This window comes from uncultured Kordia sp. (genome assembly GCF_947496985.1).
Classification (GTDB): Bacteria; Bacteroidota; Bacteroidia; order Flavobacteriales; family Flavobacteriaceae; genus Kordia.
Genome location: NZ_CANMEZ010000005.1, coordinates 59,015 through 80,443 on the forward strand (window position 1 = coordinate 59,015; position 21,429 = coordinate 80,443).

The 21,429-nt window shown below is 32.7% G+C and carries 21 protein-coding genes; 11 read left to right on the forward strand and 10 right to left on the reverse strand.

Features of this window, described 5'->3' with window-relative positions:
* Positions 1–177: 177 nt before the first annotated feature.
* Complete coding sequence (locus Q0828_RS14070; RefSeq protein WP_298422168.1) at positions 178–1,110, forward strand: DUF692 domain-containing protein; 933 nt, start codon at positions 178–180, stop codon at positions 1,108–1,110.
* Positions 1,110–1,940 carry a DNA-binding domain-containing protein gene (locus tag Q0828_RS14075; protein ID WP_298422171.1) on the forward strand — a complete coding sequence of 277 codons (831 nt, stop codon included), beginning with the start codon at positions 1,110–1,112 and terminating at the stop codon, positions 1,938–1,940. Before Q0828_RS14070 ends, Q0828_RS14075 begins: the two co-directional genes overlap by 1 nt.
* 37 nt (positions 1,941–1,977) lie before the next feature.
* Here the strand turns inward: Q0828_RS14075 and Q0828_RS14080 are convergent, their stop codons facing one another.
* On the reverse strand, positions 1,978–2,517 hold the full coding sequence (locus Q0828_RS14080; protein ID WP_298422174.1) for a hypothetical protein: 540 nt from the start codon (positions 2,515–2,517) through the stop codon (positions 1,978–1,980).
* Positions 2,514–3,431 carry a hypothetical protein gene (locus tag Q0828_RS14085; RefSeq protein WP_298422177.1) on the reverse strand — a complete coding sequence of 306 codons (918 nt, stop codon included), beginning with the start codon at positions 3,429–3,431 and terminating at the stop codon, positions 2,514–2,516. Before Q0828_RS14085 ends, Q0828_RS14080 begins: the two co-directional genes overlap by 4 nt.
* A gap of 134 nt (positions 3,432–3,565) precedes the next feature.
* Here Q0828_RS14085 and Q0828_RS14090 point away from each other — a divergent pair, with 134 nt between their 5' ends.
* The 5 genes from Q0828_RS14090 (at position 3,566) to Q0828_RS14110 (ending at position 8,292) form a co-directional block, all read left to right on the forward strand.
* A complete protein-coding gene (locus Q0828_RS14090) occupies positions 3,566–4,483 on the forward strand; it encodes a DUF4349 domain-containing protein (RefSeq protein ID WP_298422180.1) in 918 nt (305 codons plus the stop codon).
* Between the two features lie 111 nt (positions 4,484–4,594).
* Positions 4,595–5,194, forward strand: a complete 600-nt coding sequence (locus Q0828_RS14095) for a SprT-like domain-containing protein (protein ID WP_298422183.1) — start codon at positions 4,595–4,597, stop codon at positions 5,192–5,194.
* Positions 5,195–5,345: 151 nt separating this feature from the next.
* Entirely contained in the window at positions 5,346–6,422 is a 1,077-nt protein-coding gene (locus tag Q0828_RS14100) for a mannose-1-phosphate guanylyltransferase (protein WP_298422946.1), read from the forward strand.
* 5 nt (positions 6,423–6,427) lie between these two features.
* On the forward strand, positions 6,428–7,903 hold the full coding sequence (locus Q0828_RS14105) for a DUF389 domain-containing protein (protein WP_298422186.1): 1,476 nt from the start codon (positions 6,428–6,430) through the stop codon (positions 7,901–7,903).
* Between the two features lie 20 nt (positions 7,904–7,923).
* Positions 7,924–8,292 (forward strand): hypothetical protein, encoded by a 369-nt coding sequence (locus Q0828_RS14110; RefSeq protein ID WP_298422188.1) that lies wholly within the window; start codon positions 7,924–7,926, stop codon positions 8,290–8,292.
* A gap of 64 nt (positions 8,293–8,356) precedes the next feature.
* Here the strand turns inward: Q0828_RS14110 and Q0828_RS14115 are convergent, their stop codons facing one another.
* Positions 8,357–9,124: an ATP-binding cassette domain-containing protein gene (locus Q0828_RS14115; RefSeq protein WP_298422191.1), complete on the reverse strand. Its 768-nt coding sequence runs from the start codon at positions 9,122–9,124 to the stop codon at positions 8,357–8,359.
* Positions 9,125–9,128: 4 nt separating this feature from the next.
* Entirely contained in the window at positions 9,129–9,866 is a 738-nt protein-coding gene (locus tag Q0828_RS14120; protein ID WP_298422194.1) for an ABC transporter permease, read from the reverse strand.
* Positions 9,867–10,011: 145 nt separating this feature from the next.
* On the opposite strand from Q0828_RS14120, the gene pafA reads away from it, so the two are divergent.
* Entirely contained in the window at positions 10,012–11,691 is a 1,680-nt protein-coding gene (pafA, locus tag Q0828_RS14125) for an alkaline phosphatase PafA (protein WP_298422198.1), read from the forward strand.
* Here pafA and Q0828_RS14130 read toward each other — a convergent pair.
* The 3 genes from Q0828_RS14130 to Q0828_RS14140 all read right to left on the reverse strand — a co-directional run bounded on the left by Q0828_RS14130 (position 11,688) and on the right by Q0828_RS14140 (position 14,014).
* Positions 11,688–12,437 carry a LytTR family DNA-binding domain-containing protein gene (locus Q0828_RS14130; protein ID WP_298422201.1) on the reverse strand — a complete coding sequence of 250 codons (750 nt, stop codon included), beginning with the start codon at positions 12,435–12,437 and terminating at the stop codon, positions 11,688–11,690. The genes pafA and Q0828_RS14130 overlap by 4 nt on opposite strands.
* Before the next feature lie 123 nt (positions 12,438–12,560).
* Positions 12,561–13,427, reverse strand: a complete 867-nt coding sequence (locus Q0828_RS14135) for a glycosyltransferase family 2 protein (RefSeq protein ID WP_298422205.1) — start codon at positions 13,425–13,427, stop codon at positions 12,561–12,563.
* 53 nt (positions 13,428–13,480) lie between these two features.
* The gene (locus tag Q0828_RS14140) at positions 13,481–14,014 is read right to left on the reverse strand and encodes a methyltransferase (RefSeq protein WP_298422207.1); all 534 of its coding nucleotides are present in this window, start codon (positions 14,012–14,014) and stop codon (positions 13,481–13,483) included.
* Positions 14,015–14,150: 136 nt separating this feature from the next.
* Here Q0828_RS14140 and Q0828_RS14145 point away from each other — a divergent pair, with 136 nt between their 5' ends.
* From Q0828_RS14145 to Q0828_RS14155, 3 genes are all read left to right on the forward strand, one after another.
* Positions 14,151–14,339 carry a hypothetical protein gene (locus Q0828_RS14145; protein ID WP_298422209.1) on the forward strand — a complete coding sequence of 63 codons (189 nt, stop codon included), beginning with the start codon at positions 14,151–14,153 and terminating at the stop codon, positions 14,337–14,339.
* A gap of 121 nt (positions 14,340–14,460) precedes the next feature.
* Complete coding sequence (locus Q0828_RS14150) at positions 14,461–14,682, forward strand: hypothetical protein (protein WP_298422212.1); 222 nt, start codon at positions 14,461–14,463, stop codon at positions 14,680–14,682.
* 171 nt (positions 14,683–14,853) lie between these two features.
* Positions 14,854–16,350 carry a polysaccharide biosynthesis C-terminal domain-containing protein gene (locus Q0828_RS14155; RefSeq protein WP_298422214.1) on the forward strand — a complete coding sequence of 499 codons (1,497 nt, stop codon included), beginning with the start codon at positions 14,854–14,856 and terminating at the stop codon, positions 16,348–16,350.
* Between the two features lie 86 nt (positions 16,351–16,436).
* Here the strand turns inward: Q0828_RS14155 and proC are convergent, their stop codons facing one another.
* The 3 genes from proC to gcvP all read right to left on the reverse strand — a co-directional run bounded on the left by proC (position 16,437) and on the right by gcvP (position 21,355).
* Positions 16,437–17,228: a pyrroline-5-carboxylate reductase gene (proC, locus tag Q0828_RS14160; RefSeq protein ID WP_298422217.1), complete on the reverse strand. Its 792-nt coding sequence runs from the start codon at positions 17,226–17,228 to the stop codon at positions 16,437–16,439.
* 2 nt (positions 17,229–17,230) lie between these two features.
* A complete protein-coding gene (locus tag Q0828_RS14165; RefSeq protein ID WP_298422219.1) occupies positions 17,231–18,289 on the reverse strand; it encodes a 3-oxoacyl-ACP synthase III family protein in 1,059 nt (352 codons plus the stop codon).
* A gap of 219 nt (positions 18,290–18,508) precedes the next feature.
* The gene (gene gcvP / locus Q0828_RS14170) at positions 18,509–21,355 is read right to left on the reverse strand and encodes an aminomethyl-transferring glycine dehydrogenase (RefSeq protein ID WP_298422222.1); all 2,847 of its coding nucleotides are present in this window, start codon (positions 21,353–21,355) and stop codon (positions 18,509–18,511) included.
* Positions 21,356–21,429: the final 74 nt, after the last annotated feature.

The following is a 21,429-nucleotide window of genomic DNA, read 5'->3' on the forward strand; positions in this document are numbered from 1 at the left end:
GAGAAGAGCTTAGAAACAATAAAGTTCCGAAGTGCTTCTCGATACAATTTTCTATCAAAAATCACTCGAAGTGATGTTTTTTGTGAAAAGATAAAATAAGGATGTGTGATTCTGAATCAAGCTCGGAATGACGTTAATACTGAAAGCTAAAAGCAAATAGCCAAAAGCTAAAAATCAATGAAACAAACAGTACAACAATTGCCCGATTTAGGTTTGGGCTTAGGTTTGCGTGGAGAACATTTCAATCATATTTTAGAACATACGCCTAAAGTAGATTGGTTCGAAATTATTTCGGAAAATTTTATGGATTCTGGCGGTAGACCAAGGTATGTATTAGATCAAATTGCTGAAAAGTATCCAATCGTAATGCATGGAGTTTCAATGTCGATTGGAAGTACAGATGACTTAAATTTTGAATATCTCAAACGATTAAAAAATCTGGCAAAAGCAATTAATCCAAAATGGATTAGCGATCATTTGTGTTGGACAGGTGTGCTAAGTCTAAATTCACATGATTTATTGCCTGTTGTACTCAATGAAGAAAGCTTGAAGCTTATTACAACGAAAATAAAACAAGTGCAAGACTATTTAGAACGACCATTAATTCTAGAAAATCCAAGTACATACTTAACGTTTCAACAATCTACGATTCCAGAATGGCAATTTTTAAAATATATGGTTGAAGAAACGAATTGCGGTTTATTACTCGATGTAAATAATGTATATGTGTCTTCGTTTAATAATGAATTTGATCCAATTGAATACATAGAAGGTTTGCCACATAAAAGTATTGTACAAATGCACTTGGCAGGTCATCAACACAATGGTGATCATATTATAGATACTCATGACAGTCCCGTAGTTGATCCTGTTTGGGAATTATTCAGTTTGGCTTGGGAACGTACTGGTGGAACGTCAACTTTATTAGAATGGGATGGAAATATTCCTGATTTTAATGTCTGTCATGCAGAATTATTGAAAGCAAAAAATTATATGAATGGTTTTGAAAAACAATTTGTAACACCAAGGGTAACAGTGTCTGAAACAGAAATAGTGTCAAATCCAGTTGATTTTATGGTGACGAATGTGGCAAAAGATTTTGTAGAATAATGGACATCAAAAGAGACGCTTCGCGTAAAGCGACACAAAAAAGTTTTGCGCAAATTCAACAATGGATGCAATCACAATTGATAAATCCACAGTTTCGAAATGATTATGAAGATTTTGTAAAATCGACTTCAAAACTTTCTGCAAAACAACACTTGCAAATTTACCAACGAAGTTATATTGCTCGTCTGCGTGATTGTATGATTGCGCAATTTCCAGCATTAAGCCATGCATTGGGAAAAGAATTGTTTCTAGAATTTGCCGATTTGTACTTACATCAATATCCTTCAAAAAGTTATACTTTGGGCGATTTAGGTCAGCATTTTGGAACGTTCTTAGAAGAAACGAGACCAGATAAAGATGCTGAAGTAAAAGAATCATGGCCTGATTTTATGATTGAATTGGCAAACTTTGAATTTTTAGTAAATATTATTTTTGATGAAAAGGCCGATGAGAACCATCAAAAAACAACTTTAGAAACAAAAGAAGAAGACTTGAAATTAGTGCCAGTATTTCATTTGTACAAACATCAATTTCCAGTGAGTTTATATTACAAAGAAGTAGTAAATGATCGAAATCCAACACTGCCATTTGAAGCTGAAAGTTACTGCGTGTTACTACGTCGTAAGTATCGATTGGGATTATTTGAGTTGAATAGAGTTCAGTACTATTTCTTAACAAAGCTAAAAGAAACGCAATCTATTTATAAAACCAAACAGTTCTTTATTACACAACATAACTTTGATGCAAATGAACTTGAATCGCATTGGAAACAATGGAAAGTAAAGTGGTTGGAAGAAGGTTTTTTTACTTCGACTTCGCGCTTAATGTGACAGAAAATCTAACAGCAACAACGATTTAAAAATCTAATCAATCCAATTTTTCAAACGAGAAAGAAGTATTTATTTTAAACTCATTATCAATAACAATCATAGCGCGTTTTATCACAACAAGAACGCTGTCTTTTTGCGTGTATTTTGAATTGATCAATGAAGTATATCTAATTTTTTGCGTAGTAATACTATCATTACGATTCCTCATAATTCCAAAACGTTCAACATCTTTAATTTCAATGGTTTCTATAGAATCGGAAAGTGAAACATTGAACTTATCTGAACCTGCTAATTGTTCTTTAATAGCTTCTTGAAACTCAGGATGTTTAGTAGCTAATATTTTTGCTTCATAGTTGGCTTGTAACTTTGCCGAAATTTCGGTGTCTAAATAACCAATTAGTGAAAAATCTAAATCAGGCTTTTTTAAATCAGTTTTATAGTCAGTATCATCTAATAAACCATCTTTGTCAACGGTAAATTCTTGACTTTTCATTGTTGCATTTTCAGATTTAGGAGCGTGTTGATTGCAAGCAACACAAAAAAGGAAACATAGTATGTATACAATCTTTTTCATCATTGAATCATAAATTTAAGTTTCACAATCTTATTATTTGCATATACTTTGTCAAGAATTTGCATCTTTTTTAATGTACTTGTCGGAATGGTTAGTAAGTTGATAAATTCTTTTTTGGTGTAAATTTCAATGCCAATATTATTTTTAAACGCTCTGTAAATTTGGGCATTTTCAGAAATCAACTCATTCAATTGTACACGTCTTTTTTTCCAATCATTTTTGTTTCCATTTGCATAATACAACAACATCAAAGCATAATCATCGGTTTGTAATTGTACTGTTTTATGAGTACTCGAATTGATATGCCGTACTATGGTGTCTGTTTTATGATACGGCGATTTTACCACAAATTTCAATTCATTTTCAGGAGTTGTATAAGAGAAACATCCCAAACTATCTGTTTTAAAATACAAAGACGATTCATTATTTCGAATCACTTCAATATCTAAAGGTATTTTTGTTATAGCTTCACGCTGATCGGCATCTGTAAAACAAAATGAAAATGTATTTTCTTTTGGATACAAACTATAAATTCCAAAGGCTAATAATGGTACAATAAAAAGTAAATATACAGAACGACGTGAAGATGCTTTGACTTCAGTAGCTTCAATTTCGTTTTTAGCTTTGGTTTCTACGTTTTTTTGCATAAAGTCATTCCAGTTTTCGCAACCAACATACACACTCAACAAATTAAGCATGTCTACACGAGGCAACTTTTCAGCATCATTTTTAATATATGTATAAAACCATTTTTCGCTAATACTTCCTTTTGTTTTACTGCGTAAGTCTTCTTGAAAATCTGTAATTGTATTCCCTTTCCATTCACAAATATCACTTGAAGCAGCATGCGAAGCCAAAAAAGTGCTCGCAATTTGCTGTTTCAATACTGAAAAATAATATGTTTTTTCTGTGTTCAATTAAAATGTAAAAATCAGATAGTCAGTAAATTGTATTTTGTAAATTAGTTTACAAAGCTGTTACAAGTCGTTTACAAAGCTTTTTGTAAAAACTCCGATACGTTTGTATTCGTAATCCTTAAAAATATAAAATTATGAATGCAATCACACTAAAACGAATCGTAAAATCATATCTACTCATTTTTCTTTTTCTGATTTCTATTTCGTGTCATCAAAATGAGAGCCAGTTTAAAGAACAACTGTCATTAGAAAATGTAGACCTTAGAAATGATTATGATGGTGTTGATGATAAAACAACTGATACAGATAAGAAAAATGATTATAAAACTCAAACACGTGGTCTAACACCACAAACGAAGAGTGAAGAACGTACGTCTAACATTCCCAAAGATTTAAAAATTATAAAAACGGCAAGCACAAAATATAAAGTAATAAATATTGAAAAAGCTTTGGCAGATATAAAAGATGAAATGTATATAAATGGTGGTTATATTTCGGAATTGCGATACGATAAAAATTATCATACTAAGCAAAACAGATTCACCATAAAAATTCCAAAAGATAAATTTAATACAATGTTAGAAGGCATTAAAAAATTTGCCGAAGAAACAGATTATGTAAACATATCTACAACGGATGTAACAGAAAAATATATGGACATACAAATACGCTTACAAACAAAGTTAGAAGTAAAAAAACGTTTGGAAGCTGTATTGCGTAGAAATGCAAAAACGGTTAAAGATATTTTAGCGACAGAAAACCAATTACGCATCATTCAGGAAGAAATAGAAGTAGCGCAAGGAAAAATAAAATACATGAGCAATAGAGTTGCGTATAGTACTATTCAGGTAGAAATTTATGAAACGATAACGTATAAGGAAGAACCTGTAGCGTATAAAAAAGGATTTTTAGCCAAAGCGAAAGAAGGATTGTCAGAAGGTTGGAATTTTATTCAAATCTTAGTTATTGCATTGTTTCATATTTGGCCAATAATTTTATTATCTGCAATTGGAATTTTCTTTTATAAAAGATGGAAAAAAGCTAAGAAATAATAGGGGATAATTTATAAATTATATCCAACCGGCAATTTCGATTCCGTGAATTGTCGGTTGCTCTATTTGGTACAATTATCTTCTTTCAAAACAAATTATTACTTTTGAATCGTGAAAGCTATACTAACCAAATACATTCCTGAACGCTCCGTAGATCCTACTTTTGAACTCATAAAGAAGCATCAAGTACACTTAAAAATTGTGAATCAGAGAGTTACACGACATGGTGATTACCGCAGAATGTCTGATGGAAGGCATGTAATAACCGTAAATGCAGGTGATAACAAATACCGTTTTTTCATAACTTTAATTCATGAAATTGCGCATTTGGTAGCATATGAAAAGCACGGACGTCTAATAAAACCTCACGGAATAGAGTGGAAACGTACGTTTCAACAATTAATGTTGCCATTTATCAATCCGCAAATATTTCCTGCAAAAATACTACCTATTGTTGCCAATCATTTTAAAAATCCAAAAGCAAGTAGTGATACAGATGCACGATTTGCATTAGCGCTCAAACAATACGATCCGGAAAATGATAAAAATTATGTATTTGAAATTCCACATGGTAGTACATTTCGTTTACATAATGGAAAAATATTTAAGCGTGGAAATAAACGTATAAAACGCTATGAATGTCAAGAAATTGCTACAGGACGTGTTTATCTATTTAATCCAAATGCAGAAGTGGAATTGTTGCGAAGTTGATAGCTTAATATCTGAAAAAAATCAAAACACCTTACTGTAATTGCAAATCAACGTTACCAAGTCGTTAATAATCTACAGTTTTGTTAATTATTTCAGCAATCTGTATTATATTGCTTACGAAATATAAACCTACTGACGAATAATGACGACAATGAACACGAATTATTATGCAATTCTGATGGCTGGCGGTGTAGGATCGCGTTTTTGGCCTGTAAGTACTTCAAGTTTCCCAAAACAGTTTCACGATATGTTAGGAACTGGTGAAACCTTAATCCAAAAAACGTTTAGCAGACTTAGTAAATTAATTCCGAAAGAAAACATTTACATTCTTACCAATGAAAAATATAACGATTTGGTTTTGGAACAATTACCAGATGCTACTCAAAAGCAAGTGGTGTTAGAACCAGCAATGCGAAACACTGCACCTTGTATTTTATACGCTTCTCTAAAAATTCAGAAAGAAAATCCAAACGCAGTGATGGTAGTTGCTCCAAGCGATCATTGGATTGAAGATGAAAACGCATTCATAAACAACTTACAAGCTTCGTTTGATAAATGTGAAAAAGAAAATGTATTGATGACCTTGGGAATTCAACCAACATTTGCAAATACTGGATATGGTTATATCAACTTTGAAAAAAGTGAAAACGCAATCAAAAAAGTGCATCAGTTCACTGAAAAACCAAATTATGAAACAGCTAAAAAGTTTTTAGCGAGTGGAAATTACTTGTGGAATGCAGGAATTTTTATTTGGAGTGTGAATACAATTGTAACGGCGTTTCAAAACTTTCAACCAGCACTATACGAACTGTTTGATAAGGGTTTTTCAGTATATAATACAGACTTTGAAGATGATTTTATCCGTGATAATTACGGTCTAGCCGAAAACATCTCAATAGATTATGCCATTATGGAACATGCATCACACGTATACGTTTTACCAGCAACATTTGATTGGAATGATTTAGGAACTTGGGGAAGTTTATATGATAAACTAGACAAAGAAGAAAATGGAAATGCAGTTGTAAATGCACAAACGATTTTAGAAGATGCAAGTGGGAATATGATTCGCACAGCAAAGAAAAAAGTGGTAGTAATTGATGGATTAAATGATTATATTGTCGTAGATAAAGAAGAAGTTTTGCTCATTTACCCAAAAACAAAAGAGCAAGACATCAAGAAAGTATTACAAAAAGTCAAAGATACCTTTGGCGAAAATTACGGATAAAGTATATGAGTACAGAAGAAGAAAATAAGTTTAGCTTTTCAGAAGACGAACCAAAAATAACAGAAGAAACAATGCCGCCAGCTGATGCCAAAGGTTTGTGGGAAGGTTTGAAAATCTTCATGAATGAATTATTAGATATTCAGAAAGATACTGATAAAGATCAGACTATTGCTGCTATCAAAGCTGATATTCCATTTAAAGGGGCAACTGCTTGGATTTTAATATTTGCCGTATTTGTAGCTTCTATTGGATTAAATGTGAGTTCTACTGCTGTAGTAATTGGAGCCATGTTAATATCTCCGCTAATGGGACCAATTTTAGGAATTGGAATGTCGCTAGCTATTAATGATATTGATACACTCAGAAGCTCGTTTACCAATCTATTGGTGATGGTGATTTTAAGTATTATAACAGCTTATTTATACTTTGTGTTATCTCCATTAACTGAGCTTACGCCAGAATTGGAATCTAGAACAGAACCTAACATATTAGATGTATTTGTCGCCATTTTTGGTGGATTGGCTCTCATTGTTGCCCGAACCAAAAAAGGCACTATAGCCTCTGTAATATTTGGTGTGGCAATTGCAACGGCATTAATGCCGCCTTTATGTACGGCAGGATATGGATTAGCAGTAGGGAATTTCAAATTCTTCCTTGGTGCCATGTATCTTTTTGCTATTAATACTACGTTTATTGCGTTAGCAACATTTTTAGTGCTAAAAGTATTGCGTTTTCCAATGCTCAAATATGCAAACTCTGCCAAGCGAAAACGAATTTCAAGATTAGCTTCATTGGTTGCTTTTGCAGTAATGATTCCTGCGGTTTGGACATTTTGGAATGTACTTCAGATAAGTAATATTAAAAGAGATTATGGTACGTTTATAGAAAATATTCAGGCAAACCCTGAGATATGGTTACAAGAACGTAAAAAAGATTTAGATATTGAAAATAGAAAAATTAACCTAAATTTTATTGGAGAGGTAACACCTGCACTAGAAGCTGCTTATCAAAATGATCTAAAAAACTATGAACATATAAAAGACTTCAAATTAAAAGTTAATGGAAATAAAAATAGAAGCTTTGATAAAATTTCAAACGCATTAGATAGAGCATATGAAGATATTGATGAAAAGCAAATTGTCATAGAAGGTCTTCAAAAGCAAATTGTAGAATTAAAACAAGAAGTTACAAACCTCAATTCTCAATTAGAATCAAAAGCTTCGTCTGAAAACGAAAATTATGTAGCTTTTAGTAAAGTAGCGAAAGATGCTAAAATTCTTCACACAGATTTACGTCAGTTTGGATTTGCTAAAATGTTAAGTTCTAACGATTTTATAAAAGTTGATACCATTCCTGTAGCTGCCGTAAAATGGAATCCAGCATTAACAGATAGCGTACAGGCACTTCGTGAGAAAGAGCTAGAAGCTTGGTTACGAACAGAACTATCTTTAGATACATTAATCATAGAACGCATTAAATAATAAAGTCAAAAAGAAAAAGAATGTTTAATTGGTTTAAGAAAAAAGATAAAAACAAGACATCACCTTCTCAAAATGGACCTGATTTTAGTAATGTTAATAGTAATGAAAAAGCAATCGGTTTATACAATAAAGGTGAATTGGTAAAAGTGCATTTGATGCCTTTAGAATTTGGTGGGGAAGACAGTCCTAGAAATACTTTATATGCGCCAGAATTTGCACAACAATTCAAACAACGTTTTGATGCAATGATTGAAAACTTACTGCATGAAGGAAAAAATTTAAGTTATAATGTACAACCAAGTTACAAAGGAAAAAGTTTTATTCCTTCCGTGTTGACGATTAAAGTAACAGGAGATGCTGATTTTACAGAAACGATCAATGTTTGGTAAAATTATAAAATTGATAACTAATAATACAGAGCGAACTTCGGTTCGCTTTTTTTAGGAAATAATACTAGCCAAGTTCTTTTAAATACACTTCACGTACTTTTTTAAATAAGTCAGAAGAATATACAAAGTCAGTTACAGATTCGTTATCTGTTTTAAAGATTTCTTTATTAGTTCCTTCCCAAGCTTTATGACCGTTTTTTAAGAAGACAATTTTTTCACCAATTTCCATCACAGAATTCATATCATGTGTGTTAATTACAGTAGTAATATTGTATTCGTCTGTAATTTCTTGAATCAAATTGTCAATAACAATAGCTGTTTTTGGATCAAGTCCAGAATTAGGTTCATCACAAAATAAATACTTCGGATTCATTACAATAGCGCGTGCAATAGCAACACGTTTTTGCATTCCTCCAGAAGTTTCTGCAGGAAATTTATGATGCGCATCAACTAAATTTACACGTTTCAAAGCTAAGTCTACACGATCTTTCATCTCACTTACTGCCTGATTTGAAAACATACGCAATGGAAACATTACGTTTTCTTCAACCGTCATAGAATCAAACAATGCACTTCCTTGAAAAACCATTCCAATTTCAGTACGAAGTGCTCTTTTTTCTTTCACAGATAAACTAGCATAAATTTTCCCATCAAAAGCAATTGTACCTTCTTCTGGTGTAAATAATCCTAATAAAGATTTCAGAAAAACAGTTTTACCCGAACCACTTTGACCAATAATCAAATTGGTTTTTCCCTTGTCAAATGTTGTTGAAATTCCTTTTAAAATTTCAACGCCATCAAACGACTTCTTTATGTTATTTACTTCAATCATTTATTTATGTAAGTAATAATTGTGTGATGATATAATTCAATAAAATAATAACAACACTCGTCCAAACGAATGAAGTTGTACTTGCTTTTCCAACTTCCAAAGCACCACCTTTCATGTAATAACCATAAAAAGAAGGAATTGTTGCTAATACAAAAGCAAAAATTAAGGTTTTGCAAAAAGCGTAGGTAACGTGAAACGGAATAAACTCGATCTGTAATCCTTGTATAAAATCGGCACTACTTGAAAAACCTCCATAAATTGAAGCAATCCAACCACCAACAATTCCTAAAAACATAGAAATTGCAATGACAAAAGGATACAATGTCAACGCAACAATTTTAGGGAAAACTAAATAGTTAAGTGAATTTACACCCATAACTTCCAATGCGTCAATTTGCTCTGTAACACGCATGGTTCCAATGCTAGAAGTAATAAACGACCCTACTTTTCCTGCCATAATGATAGAAATAAAAGTAGGAGCAAACTCTAAAATAACCGATTGTCGTGTAGCAAACCCAACTAAATATTTTGGAATTAACGGATTGTTGATGTTCAAGGCAGTTTGTATAGCAACAACACCACCAACAAAGAAGGAAATGAAACATACAATTCCCATAGAACCAATGATTAAATCATCAATCTCTTTAAAGATAAGATTTCTTAGCATTGACCATTTTGTCATTTTGCTAAATACGCTTTTCAACATCAAAAAATAGCGTCCTATATTTTCTAGGTAAATCATGGGATAAAAATACATTATTCGGGCAACCTAATAAAATAATTCAGCTATTTAATGTTTAGATAAAACTAATTGAAAGAAAACGATTATTTTTGGAGAAGTATAAAAATTAGTTATCCCGAATTCAAATAAACGAGAACGCCTCATCATGAAAAGAATTATTTATATCAGTATTGTATCTTTTTTCTTCATTCAATGTATATCTGTAAAACAGAAAGTAAAAGCAACAGCATCAAATTCTGATACACAAACAACCGCTCAAACAAGTCCAAAACTCGTAGTTGGGATTATTGTAGATCAGATGCGATATGATTATTTAACTCGATTTGAAAATAAATACAGCGAAGGCGGTTTTAAACGAATGATCCGTGAAGGATATAATTGTAAAAACAATCATTACAATTACATTCCAACGTATACAGGTCCAGGACACGCTTCTGTATATACAGGAACAACGCCGAAAAATCATGGGATTATCTCAAATGATTGGTATGATAAGTTTGCAAAAAATAGCGTGTATTGTGCTTTTGATGAAAGTTATACTTCTGTTGGTGTAACTGATAAATACGAAGGAAAAATGTCGCCGCATAGAATGCAAACAACAACTGTAACTGATCAATTGCGTTTGGCAACACAAGAACGTGGAAAAACTATTGGAATAGCCATAAAAGACAGAGGTGCTATTTTGCCAGCAGGTCATGCCGCAACTGGAGCGTATTGGTTTTATGGAAAAGATAAAGGAAACTGGATTACGAGTACGTATTACAGAAATGAATTGCCAACTTGGGTAAAAGAATTCAATGTAAGTGATGCGGCAGAAAAGTACTTAACTACTTGGAATACCTTGTATGACATTAATACGTATACAGAAAGTGGTTCGGATATTAATGAGTTTGAAGGAACATTTAAAGGAAAGGCAAATGCAAATTTTCCGTATGACTTAGATGGTTTGAAGGATAAAAATGGAGGTTTTGATATTCTAAAAGCAACGGCGTATGGAAATAGTTTAACTACAGATTTTGCTATTGCAGCCATCAAAGGCGAACAATTAGGAAAAGACAATACGCCAGATATGTTAGCATTAAGTTATTCAAGCACAGATTATGTCGGACATAGATTTGGCGTAAATTCTAAAGAAATTGAAGACACATATATACGATTAGATAAAGATATCGAACGTTTATTTGCTAAACTTGATGCAGAAGTAGGGAAAGGGAACTACACAATTTTCTTAACGGCTGATCATGCGGCAGTTCATGTGCCAACGTATTTACAGAGCATGAAAATCCCAGGTGGATATTTTGAGCATTCAGTACTTAGAGAACATTTAATAGGTTTCTTAAAGAAAAAGTACGGAAGTGATAAATTAATTGAAAATACTTCCAATGGACAAATCTTTTTAGATTACGATGAAGTAAAGCGTTTGAACCTTTCGCCTACAGCTATAGAAAACGCATTGCAAAGTGAATTATTAGCGTACGATCAAATTTCAAAAGTATACACACGTTCCACATTAACAGCTGGTGAGTTTAACACAGGAATTGCTGCGGCAATTCAAAAAGGATTTAATCAAAAACGTTCGGGAGATGTATGTTATGTATTAGAGCCATCTACAATTTCATATGGAAGAACTGGTTCAACGCATGGTTCAGGATTTAACTACGATACACACGTGCCGTTAGTATTCTATGGAAATGGAATTCAGCAAGGAGAAACGATGCGACGTACAAAAATTACTGATGTAGCACCAACCATTTCGGCTATTTTAGGAATTTCGTTTCCAAATGGAGCTACAGGAGATCCAATTCAAGAAGTGCTAGAAGACTAATTCTTAGTTTCTAAATACAATTGATACATTTCAAGTACTTTCTTTTTACTTCTAACTGAAGTCAAAATTTCAGTACCATTACTTAAGTATATCATTCCATCTTTTGAAATACTTGAAATATGTTTCATGTTGACTAATTTTGAACGATGAACTCTGTAAAAAGCTTCATCTTCAATAAGGTCTTCTATGCGTTTTAAATTTCCAGAAGTCAAATGTTGATCACCTTGAATCGTATGGATAAAAGTATAACTGCCAGATGCTTCACAAAAGACAATATCTTTTAAGCTAATAGCTACATATTGATCTTTTACAATAATACTTACAATCTGATTTTTAGCCTTTATCTGGTTTTTAAATGCCATATATTTTTGCACATCAAAAGAGGTGCGTTTCACAACATACATGTTCAATACCTTTTTCAATTCGTGTTCTTGGACAGGTTTGTTGAGGTAGTAAAAGGCAAAATAATCCATTGCCCGCTCTTTATAATCTAAAAAACCTGTAGTGAAAATAATTTCGAACGACATTTCTTGTTTTAAACTATCAAGCACTTCAAAACCGCTTCCATCTTGCAATTGGATATCTAAAAATACAATATCAGGATTATTTGATTCAATCATCGCCACTGCATCGTCAACATTAGATGCTGATGCAAGAACTTGAATGTTAGAATGGTTTTTTGTTAATAGCGATGAAAGATACTCCATAGATGGTTTTTCATCTTCAACAATAACTGCAGTAATCATGTGAACATTGTTTTTACTTGATTAGGGGAACTGAAGGACTATATTGTCAGCAAAATACGGTTAATTTATGAAAGATCGTAATTTTTTGTAAAAAATAAGAAATATCAATCGTCAATTTTCTTACTATCTAAATAAGAAGAGGTTTTTAAGTTTATTCAATATTTTATCGCGTCTATACTTTCTAATAAAGTCACCTTGCGCTGGCGTTACTAAGAAGTCAATTTTTTTACGTTTAGCAAGCCAATAGCCTTTTATATAATTATAAAAAAGTGAAACTCTTTTTTTTAAAAATGCTAATTTTAGGGAAGCTATCAATGTGATGATAAATCCGTAACGCAGTCTATAAAAAGCTTCTCCTTGTCTGTACATTGCTTTTTTATTATACGTAGCGCCAGTAGGTTTTAAATGTTTTGTTTGAAGTGAAGAATCTGTTTTAATTTTCCAGCCATAATACTGTGCAAGTAACTCATCAACAGTATCCCAGCCCATTGCTTTTTTAAGACCTCCAATGTCAATAAAACACTGTTTCCGATAGGCTTTTAGCGCGCCTCTCACGTGGTCTTTGTCCGTCAAATTTTCCAATACCCAAGTATCTCCTTTTTGGATGTAGCAAAAGCCACCAGTAATTCCGACTTTGTCATCATTTAAAAAATGATTAGCAATTGTCTGGAGATAGTTTTCGGGTAAAATAATATCAGCATCCAACTTTACAATGACGTCATACGAATCGTCTAATCTTTCAAAACCTTTGTAAAAAGTATTAATGACTTTACTTCCTGGTAAATGTTCGTTCGGAGCGTTGGTATTTACTTTTGTAATGAATGTGTGATTATCAGTAAACGTATCAATTATTTTTTCAGTATCATCAGAAGAATTATCATTTACAACTACCAATCTTTCGGGAAGTTTTGTCTGCTTTACAATAGAACTCAGCGTAGCTTGAATATGCTTTTCTTCATTATGTGCAGGAATGACAATATAAAACTTCATTCGTTTAAAATTAGAAATTAATTAGTGTACAGAAGACAATGTGAATTTCATTGTTATTTTGAAACTTTTCGTTCAGCATATACAGCGTAATAACGAGGGATTAAGTGACGTAAAATTGGGCGTGGAGCAATAGGTGGACGTGAAGGATTTGTCCATTTTTTTGTTTTAATAATATCCCAACCAGCTTTTTCCAATAGCCAATCAAATTGCCAATCTTCAAATTCGTGGTAATGTCTGTCCCAAGGATCTGTTTTACTTCTGTAGGCAGTTGCAAACCATAAACGTAGCGGAACTGTTACGACTATTTTTGTAGCTTTTATTTCTTTTAAAACATTAAAAGGTGCTACTAAATGTTCGAAAATTTCAAAAGCAGTTACTACATCTGCATCACTTTCTTGTACCGAAGAAAAATCTTCATCTAAATCTTCTCCTTTTGTGTTTTCAACAATATAGCCTTCCTCAGACATAATCTCAGATAAAGGATTTGAGACGCCTAAATCTAAAATTTTTGAACCACTAGGAATGACTTCTTTTAAAAAATCAATCGTGTAGCGATATCGTTTATGTGGAAAAAACTTGTTGTACATGTAATGATAGTCTTGGTACTACAAATATATGTAAAAGAGTTGTTAGATTTTTACAAATACCACATAGAATCATCCTAAAGAAGCAATCATAGATATCTTTTTTTTATTTTAAAGGATATAACCAAAAATAGAAATCATGAAAAAACAACATTTTAAAAACTTAAAATTAGCTAAGAAAACAATTTCAAGTTTGTCATTACAAAAAAGTATTGGAGGAAGAACTGCAAAAAGTTGTGGAACGGCTACTTGTTTAATTTGCCCAACATATGCAACGATTTGCCCAAAATGCCCTAGTAACATCACGTGTTCACCAGCAGAAAGATGATTTTAAAAGCAGTTTTTTTTGATGCATGCAAATCAGTCTAATGATAAAATAGTTTGTTCTTTCGGGTAATGTTTTTTCGTTTTTACTCCTTTAAGGTATACAACTTAAAAATAATATAATTATGAAAAAACAAACCTTCAAAAACCTACAATTACAAAAGAAAACAATTTCTGAAATAACGAATCACATGATAGGTGGTGCGCGTTATCACACGTATACTTGTAACTCAAACTCTGTATTAATGTGCCCAATAGAAGCGGATACAAGTGATCCATTAGAGCCAATTACGGTAGATTCAAAAGTAAGTTGTACCACATGTGTCACAGATTTTTTCTGTAATTAATAAGAGTGTTAGCCGTATATTTAACCTGTATCATACTTTATACTTTGTTTCAAAGTATGATATAGGTTTTATATGTAAAATTTCAATTCCAACTTCAATTTTCAAACTCAAAGCATACACTAAACATTCCAATACATTTATGTACATTTGTGTTGATAAGCATCTCTACGATTGGAAAAACAACAAAAAGAAGTATCATCGCAAGCACTCAAATTTAGCATCATCAATTATATTGGTGCAGCAATTGGAATTGTATCTACACTTTTTATCTATCCGAATAATAAAGAGTTCTTAGGAATTATTCGTTACATTTTTGATGGTGCACAAATTTTAATGGCATTTTTCGTGTTTGGAACTTCACAATCATTGGTAAACTATTTTCCACGTTTTAAGGATGTAGCAGAAAAACGAAACATATTTTTTTCTTCCACCTTATTAATTGTCATTGTCAATAGTGTTGTATTCTCATTGGTCTTTTTACTATTGGCAAACTCCTTATCAAGTGTATTACCCGATTTTCATGCGTTTGATTATATAGGGTATTCTATCGTAGTTGGTTTTGCTTTCGCAATTATGGATGTGTGTAAACGACAAGCATCTAATTATAAAAAAATAGCAATTCCGACTGTCTTGGAACGTTTTTCAATCAAATTGTTTTTTCCAGCTACATTCTTACTCTTATTAGCAGGAATCATTACTGTAGAAACAGGGAAACTAATTTATACAGGTTGTTTTGTCATTCTTTTTTGTATAGCATTAGTATATGTAAAAAAGATTGCAAATATTACATTCAACTTTAATTATAAGAATGTATTTGATGCTTCTTTTAGAAAAGAATATATTAAGTATAGTGTGTTTGCTTTTCTGAGTATTTTAGGTTCTTTGTTGGCTTTTAAAATTGATGGAATTATGGTGCCCAACTTAATAATTGTTGATTCAATGACGGCTAACGGAACGTACAGTATTGGTGTTGCTTTAGCAGCAACATTAGGAATTCCTGCAATTGGTTTGTATACTATTTATAGTCCGATTGTTAGAGAGTATATAGCCAAAGATGATATTGTTTCTTTAGGGAAAAAGTATAAAGAAATTTCAATGCTATTGTTTGCGCTTGGCGGATTTTTGCTAAGTTGTATTTTTTTAGGTGTAGATGATTTGTTTTCAATTTTACCAACACGAGAAAACTTACTTGATACCATTCCTGTGATTTTAATTTTGAGTTTTAATGTAGTTGTTGATATGACTACGTCGTTCAATTCGCATATTTTATTGTATTCAAAATATTATCGTTTCAATATGGTTGCGATTGCAATTTTGGTGATATTAAATATTTCGTTGAATATTTATTTTATCAAACATCTCAATTTAGGAATTGAAGGCGCAGCTTATGCAACGTTAATTTCTATGACGCTGTATAATAGTGTGAAACTCATCTATATCTATTCAAAATTTAAAATACAACCATTTACAAAAAAACATTTAATCCTCTTAGTTGTCTTTATAGGAAGTGTTGGTATTTTACACAATATTCCATCAACCCGTAATATTATCTTCGATATTATTCTTAAAGTAGGAACGTATATGTTGGTGAATGGATTTGTGATTTATAAACTTCGTATGATTCCAATGCTCAATAATTGGATTTCTGAAAAAATAGGAGTGAGGTAAAGAGTTTTTGCAATGTAAAATACCTTCTTCAGTTAACACTTTTAGAATAAAAGAGCGTCATTCAATATAGCAATAAATTTGAAAAATCACTTCTGAATGGATTCAATAGAAGTTGTAATTCCTTTTATTAAAGAAGAGCTAAATCCTTGGTGTTCCATTTCGTTGAGCCCTGCAATGGTACATCCTTTAGGAGTTGTTACTTTGTCAATTTCTTCTTCTGGATGATTGCCATTTTGAAGTAATAATTCACTGGCTCCTTTTACAGTTTGTGAAGCAATTTTTGTGGCGGTTTTGGCATCAAATCCAATCTCAATTCCACCTTGAATCATCGCTCGAATAAAACGCAATGCATATGCAATTCCACAAGCGCCTAAAACAGTTGCAGCGTCCATTAAATTTTCATCAATTTCAATTGTTTCACCCAACGCATCAAAAATGAATTTAGCTTTAGCTATATTTTCGTCACTTGCGTTTTTTGTTGCCAAGCAAGTCATAGATTGACTTATGGCTGCAGCGGTATTTGGCATAGCGCGAATTACTTGAATAGTTGGTGCTAAGCAATTAGAAAGCTGTTCCAAAGAGAAATCACTAATCACAGAAATAACTACGTGTTTAGGAGTTATATGTGCTGAAAGTTCTTTTAAAACACTTTCAATACGATACGGTTTTAAGGCGAAAATTAAAATACTAGCTTGTTGTACAGCTTTTATATTATCAGAAGTAGTTTGTATGTTTTTCGCTTTCAAATCATCCAACAAGGAAACTTTTGTACGCGTCACATAAATTTGAGCAGGATTATAGTCATTTCTTAATAATCCTTCTGCAATTGATCTTCCTAAATTTCCGCCACCAATAATGGCAATCGTATCTTGATTCATGTCTAATATTTATACACAATTGCATTGATATTCATTCCTGCACCAACACTGGCAAACATTACAACGTCGCCTTTTTTAATCTCTTGATTTTCTACTTTTCCTTTGGTTACCATATCAAATAATGTAGGAATGGTTGCAACCGAGCTATTTCCTAATTTATGAATATTCATTGGCATAATTCCTTCGGGAGTTTCTCGTTCGTGTAGTTTGTAGAAACGATCTATAATGGCTTCGTCCATCTTTTCATTAGCTTGATGGATGAAAATTTTATCTAAACCATCAATAGAAACACCGCTTTTATCTAAACATGCTTTCATTGCTAACGGAACATTGGTAAGCGCGAATTCGTATATTTTTCGACCAAACATTTTTATATAACGAGTGTCTTTACATAATTCTTGATTGTTCGATTTTCCATAATATAAAAAGTAAGCTTCATCATATGCATATGTAGCCGTTTCGTGCGAAATAATCCCGCTATCACTATCAGAAGCTTCAATAACTGTTGCGCCAGCTCCGTCAGAATAAATCATAGAATCTCTATCATGTTTATCCACAACTCTGGATAAAGTTTCAGAACCTATAACCAAACATTTCTTTGCAATTCCTGCTTTGATAAATGCGTAAGCTTGTATTACACCTTCTAGCCAACCTGGGCATCCAAAAAGAATGTCGTAGGCAACACATTTAGGGTTTTTAATGCGTAAACTGTGTTTTACTCTACTCGCCAAACTAGGAACCATATCACTTTGAATAGTGCTGTGTTTTACATCTCCAAAATTATGTGCAAATATGATATAATCGAGTTCTTCTGGATTTACATTAGCATCAGTAATTGCTTTTTCTGCTGCAAAAAATCCTAAATCAGAAGAGTTGTGATGATTTTTAGCGTATCTGCGTTCTCCAATTCCAGTAATGGACTTGAATTTTTTAATAATTATGTTTGTGTTTTGTTTAAAAGGGCTGCCATCATCGTTAAGGAATTCATGTTGATGGAAATCTTCATTTGTTTCAACTTCAGAGGGAATATAGCATCCCGTCCCCGTAATTTTAACGTTCATACCAATATCAGTTTTTAAGATTTAAGACAACTAAATTAACAATTATAAAGCTTGCTTATTTCAGATGTGAAGTCGAAATTATAATTTTTGTGGAAAATTCAGTCAAATGTTAAGGTTTTAGAGAATATGTAAAATAAAAGCCTTAAAACTGATAATTATGCAATAAAGAATACGGTGAAATAACAAAGGAGCGTTTACATAAACGCTCCTTTGTTAATTTTATGCTTCTGCATACGCCTCAATTGGTGCGCATGTACAGATTAAATTTCGATCTCCGTATGCATCATCAACTCTACGAACTGATGGCCAGAATTTGTTTTCTGCTACATATGGTAATGGAAATGCTGCTTTTTGTCTTGAATATGGTAATTCCCATTCTTCAGCTGTTAGCATAGCTAATGTATGTGGTGCATTTTTTAATACATTGTTTGTATTATCAGCTTTTGCTTCAGAGATTTCACTGCGAATTGCCAACATTGCATCACAGAATGTATCTAATTCTGCTAGGCTTTCGCTTTCTGTCGGTTCAATCATAATAGTTCCTCCAACTGGGAATGATACAGTTGGCGCATGGAATCCGTAATCCATCAAACGCTTGGCAATATCCGTAACTTCAATTCCTTGTTGTTTAAAAGGTCTACAATCAATAATCATTTCGTGTGCACATCTTCCGCGTTCGTTAGTGTATAGAATGTTGTATTCGTCTTCTAAACGTGCTTTAATGTAGTTTGCATTTAAGATGGCATATTCTGTTGCTTCTGTTAAACCTCTTGAACCTAACATTGCAATGTATCCGTAAGAAATTAAACAAACTAAAGAGCTTCCCCAAGGAGCGGAAGAAATTGCTGTAATTGCTTTTTCTCCTCCAGTTTTTATGATTGGATTACTCGGTAAAAACGGTACTAAGTGTGCAGCAACACAAATTGGTCCAACACCAGGTCCACCACCACCATGTGGAATAGCGAATGTTTTGTGTAAATTTAAATGACAAACATCTGCACCAATAGTTGCCGGGTTTGTCAATCCAACTTGTGCATTCATGTTTGCACCATCCATATAAACTTGTCCTCCATTGTTATGGATGATTTGTGTAATTTCTTTGATCGTTGCTTCAAAAACTCCGTGAGTTGATGGATATGTTACCATTAACGCAGCTAAGTTGTCCTTGTGAGCTAATGCTTTTTCACGTAAATCTTCTACATCTATGTTTCCTTCTTCTGTAGTTTTTGTTACCACAACTTTCATTCCTGCCATTACTGCACTTGCAGGGTTTGTTCCGTGTGCAGATGCTGGAATAAGACAGATGTTTCTGTGTGTATCACCTCTAGATTCGTGATATGCTCTAATGACCATTAATCCTGCAAATTCTCCTTGTGCTCCAGAGTTTGGTTGCAATGAAGTTCCTGCAAATCCAGTCACGATATTTAATTGGTGCTCTAATTCTTTTAATAAGATTTGATAACCTTCTGCTTGTTCAACAGGAACAAATGGGTGAATGTTATTCCATTGTGCTGAACTTAACGATAACATTTCCGCTGCAGCGTTTAATTTCATCGTACAAGAACCCAAAGCAATCATTGAATGATTTAAAGATAAATCTTTACGTTCCAACTTTTTGATGTAACGCATCATTTCTGTTTCAGAATGATAACTATTAAAAACAGCTTCTTCTAAGAATGTTGTTTTTCTTGAAACAGCAGGTAATATTTTTGAAGTGCTTGTATTTTCTATTTCAATTGTTTCTTTTCCTGCTACTGTAGCGAAGATGAATACAATATCATTTAAATCACGTGGAGTTGTAGCTTCATTGATCGAAATTCCAACGGTATTTTTATCTATGTATAAAAAGTTAACTTCATTTTGTTCAGCAACTTCTTTTACTTTATCTGCATCTGCTTTGATAACAATTGTATCAAAATATGCTGTGTTTGTTTGTTCAAAACCTAGTTTTTCTAGTGTGTTTGCTAAACTAACTGCATTTGAATGTACTTTGTTAGCAATATATGTTAGCCCATTTGGTCCATGATATACAGCGTACATTCCTGCCATTACTGCTAATAAAACTTGCGCAGTACAAATGTTAGAAGTTGCTTTGTCTCTTTTAATATGTTGTTCGCGTGTTTGAAGCGCCATGCGTAATGCACGATTATCGTCCATGTCTTTGGTTACTCCAATAATACGACCAGGTAAGTATCTTTTATAAGCTTCTTTTGTAGCAAAAAATGCTGCGTGTGGTCCACCATATCCTAATGGAATTCCAAAACGTTGTGTAGTTCCCACAACAACATCTACTCCAAAGTTCCCTGGAGATTCTAATAATACCAAACTTAAAATATCTGCTGCAACGGCTACTTTGATTTCATTTGCATTTGCTTGTTCTGTAAACGCTCTGTAATCAAAAACTTGTCCATATTTTCCGGGATATTGTAATAATGCTCCGAAATATTCAGTAGAGAAGTCAAATTCTTCATGGTTTCCAAATACTAATTCTATACCAATAGGAATTGCTCTTGTTTTTAATAATGAAATTGTTTGTGGTAATACTTCATTAGAAACAAAGAATTTTGAAACTCCAGCTTTCTTTTGAGCTCTAGATCGTACAGAGAATAACATTCCCATAGCTTCTGCTGCTGCGGTACTTTCGTCTAACAATGAAGCATTGGCAATTTCCATTCCTGTTAAATCTGTTACAACTGTTTGGAAGTTTAATAAAGCTTCCAATCTTCCTTGTGCAATTTCTGCTTGATACGGAGTGTATGCTGTATACCAACCTGGGTTTTCAAAAATATTACGTTGAATTACCGCTGGCGTTATAGGTTCGTGATATCCTAATCCAATATATGATTTAAATATTTTATTGTGACCTGCAAGATTTTGCATGTGTGACAAGAATTCGTTTTCGCTTAATCCTACAGGAAGATCTATTGGCGCGTTTAATCGAATTTCGTCAGGAATAGTTTCGTCTATAAGTTGTTCTAAAGAATCAACTCCGATGGTTTTTAACATGTTAGGAACGTTCTTTGCGCGCGTTCCATTATGTCTTAGTGAGAAAGAATCCGTATTCATCGACTTTGTATTTTCTTTTTATAGTTGTGTGTGTTTTTTTAGATATGCAAAAGTACGATTAAAAAATTATATCT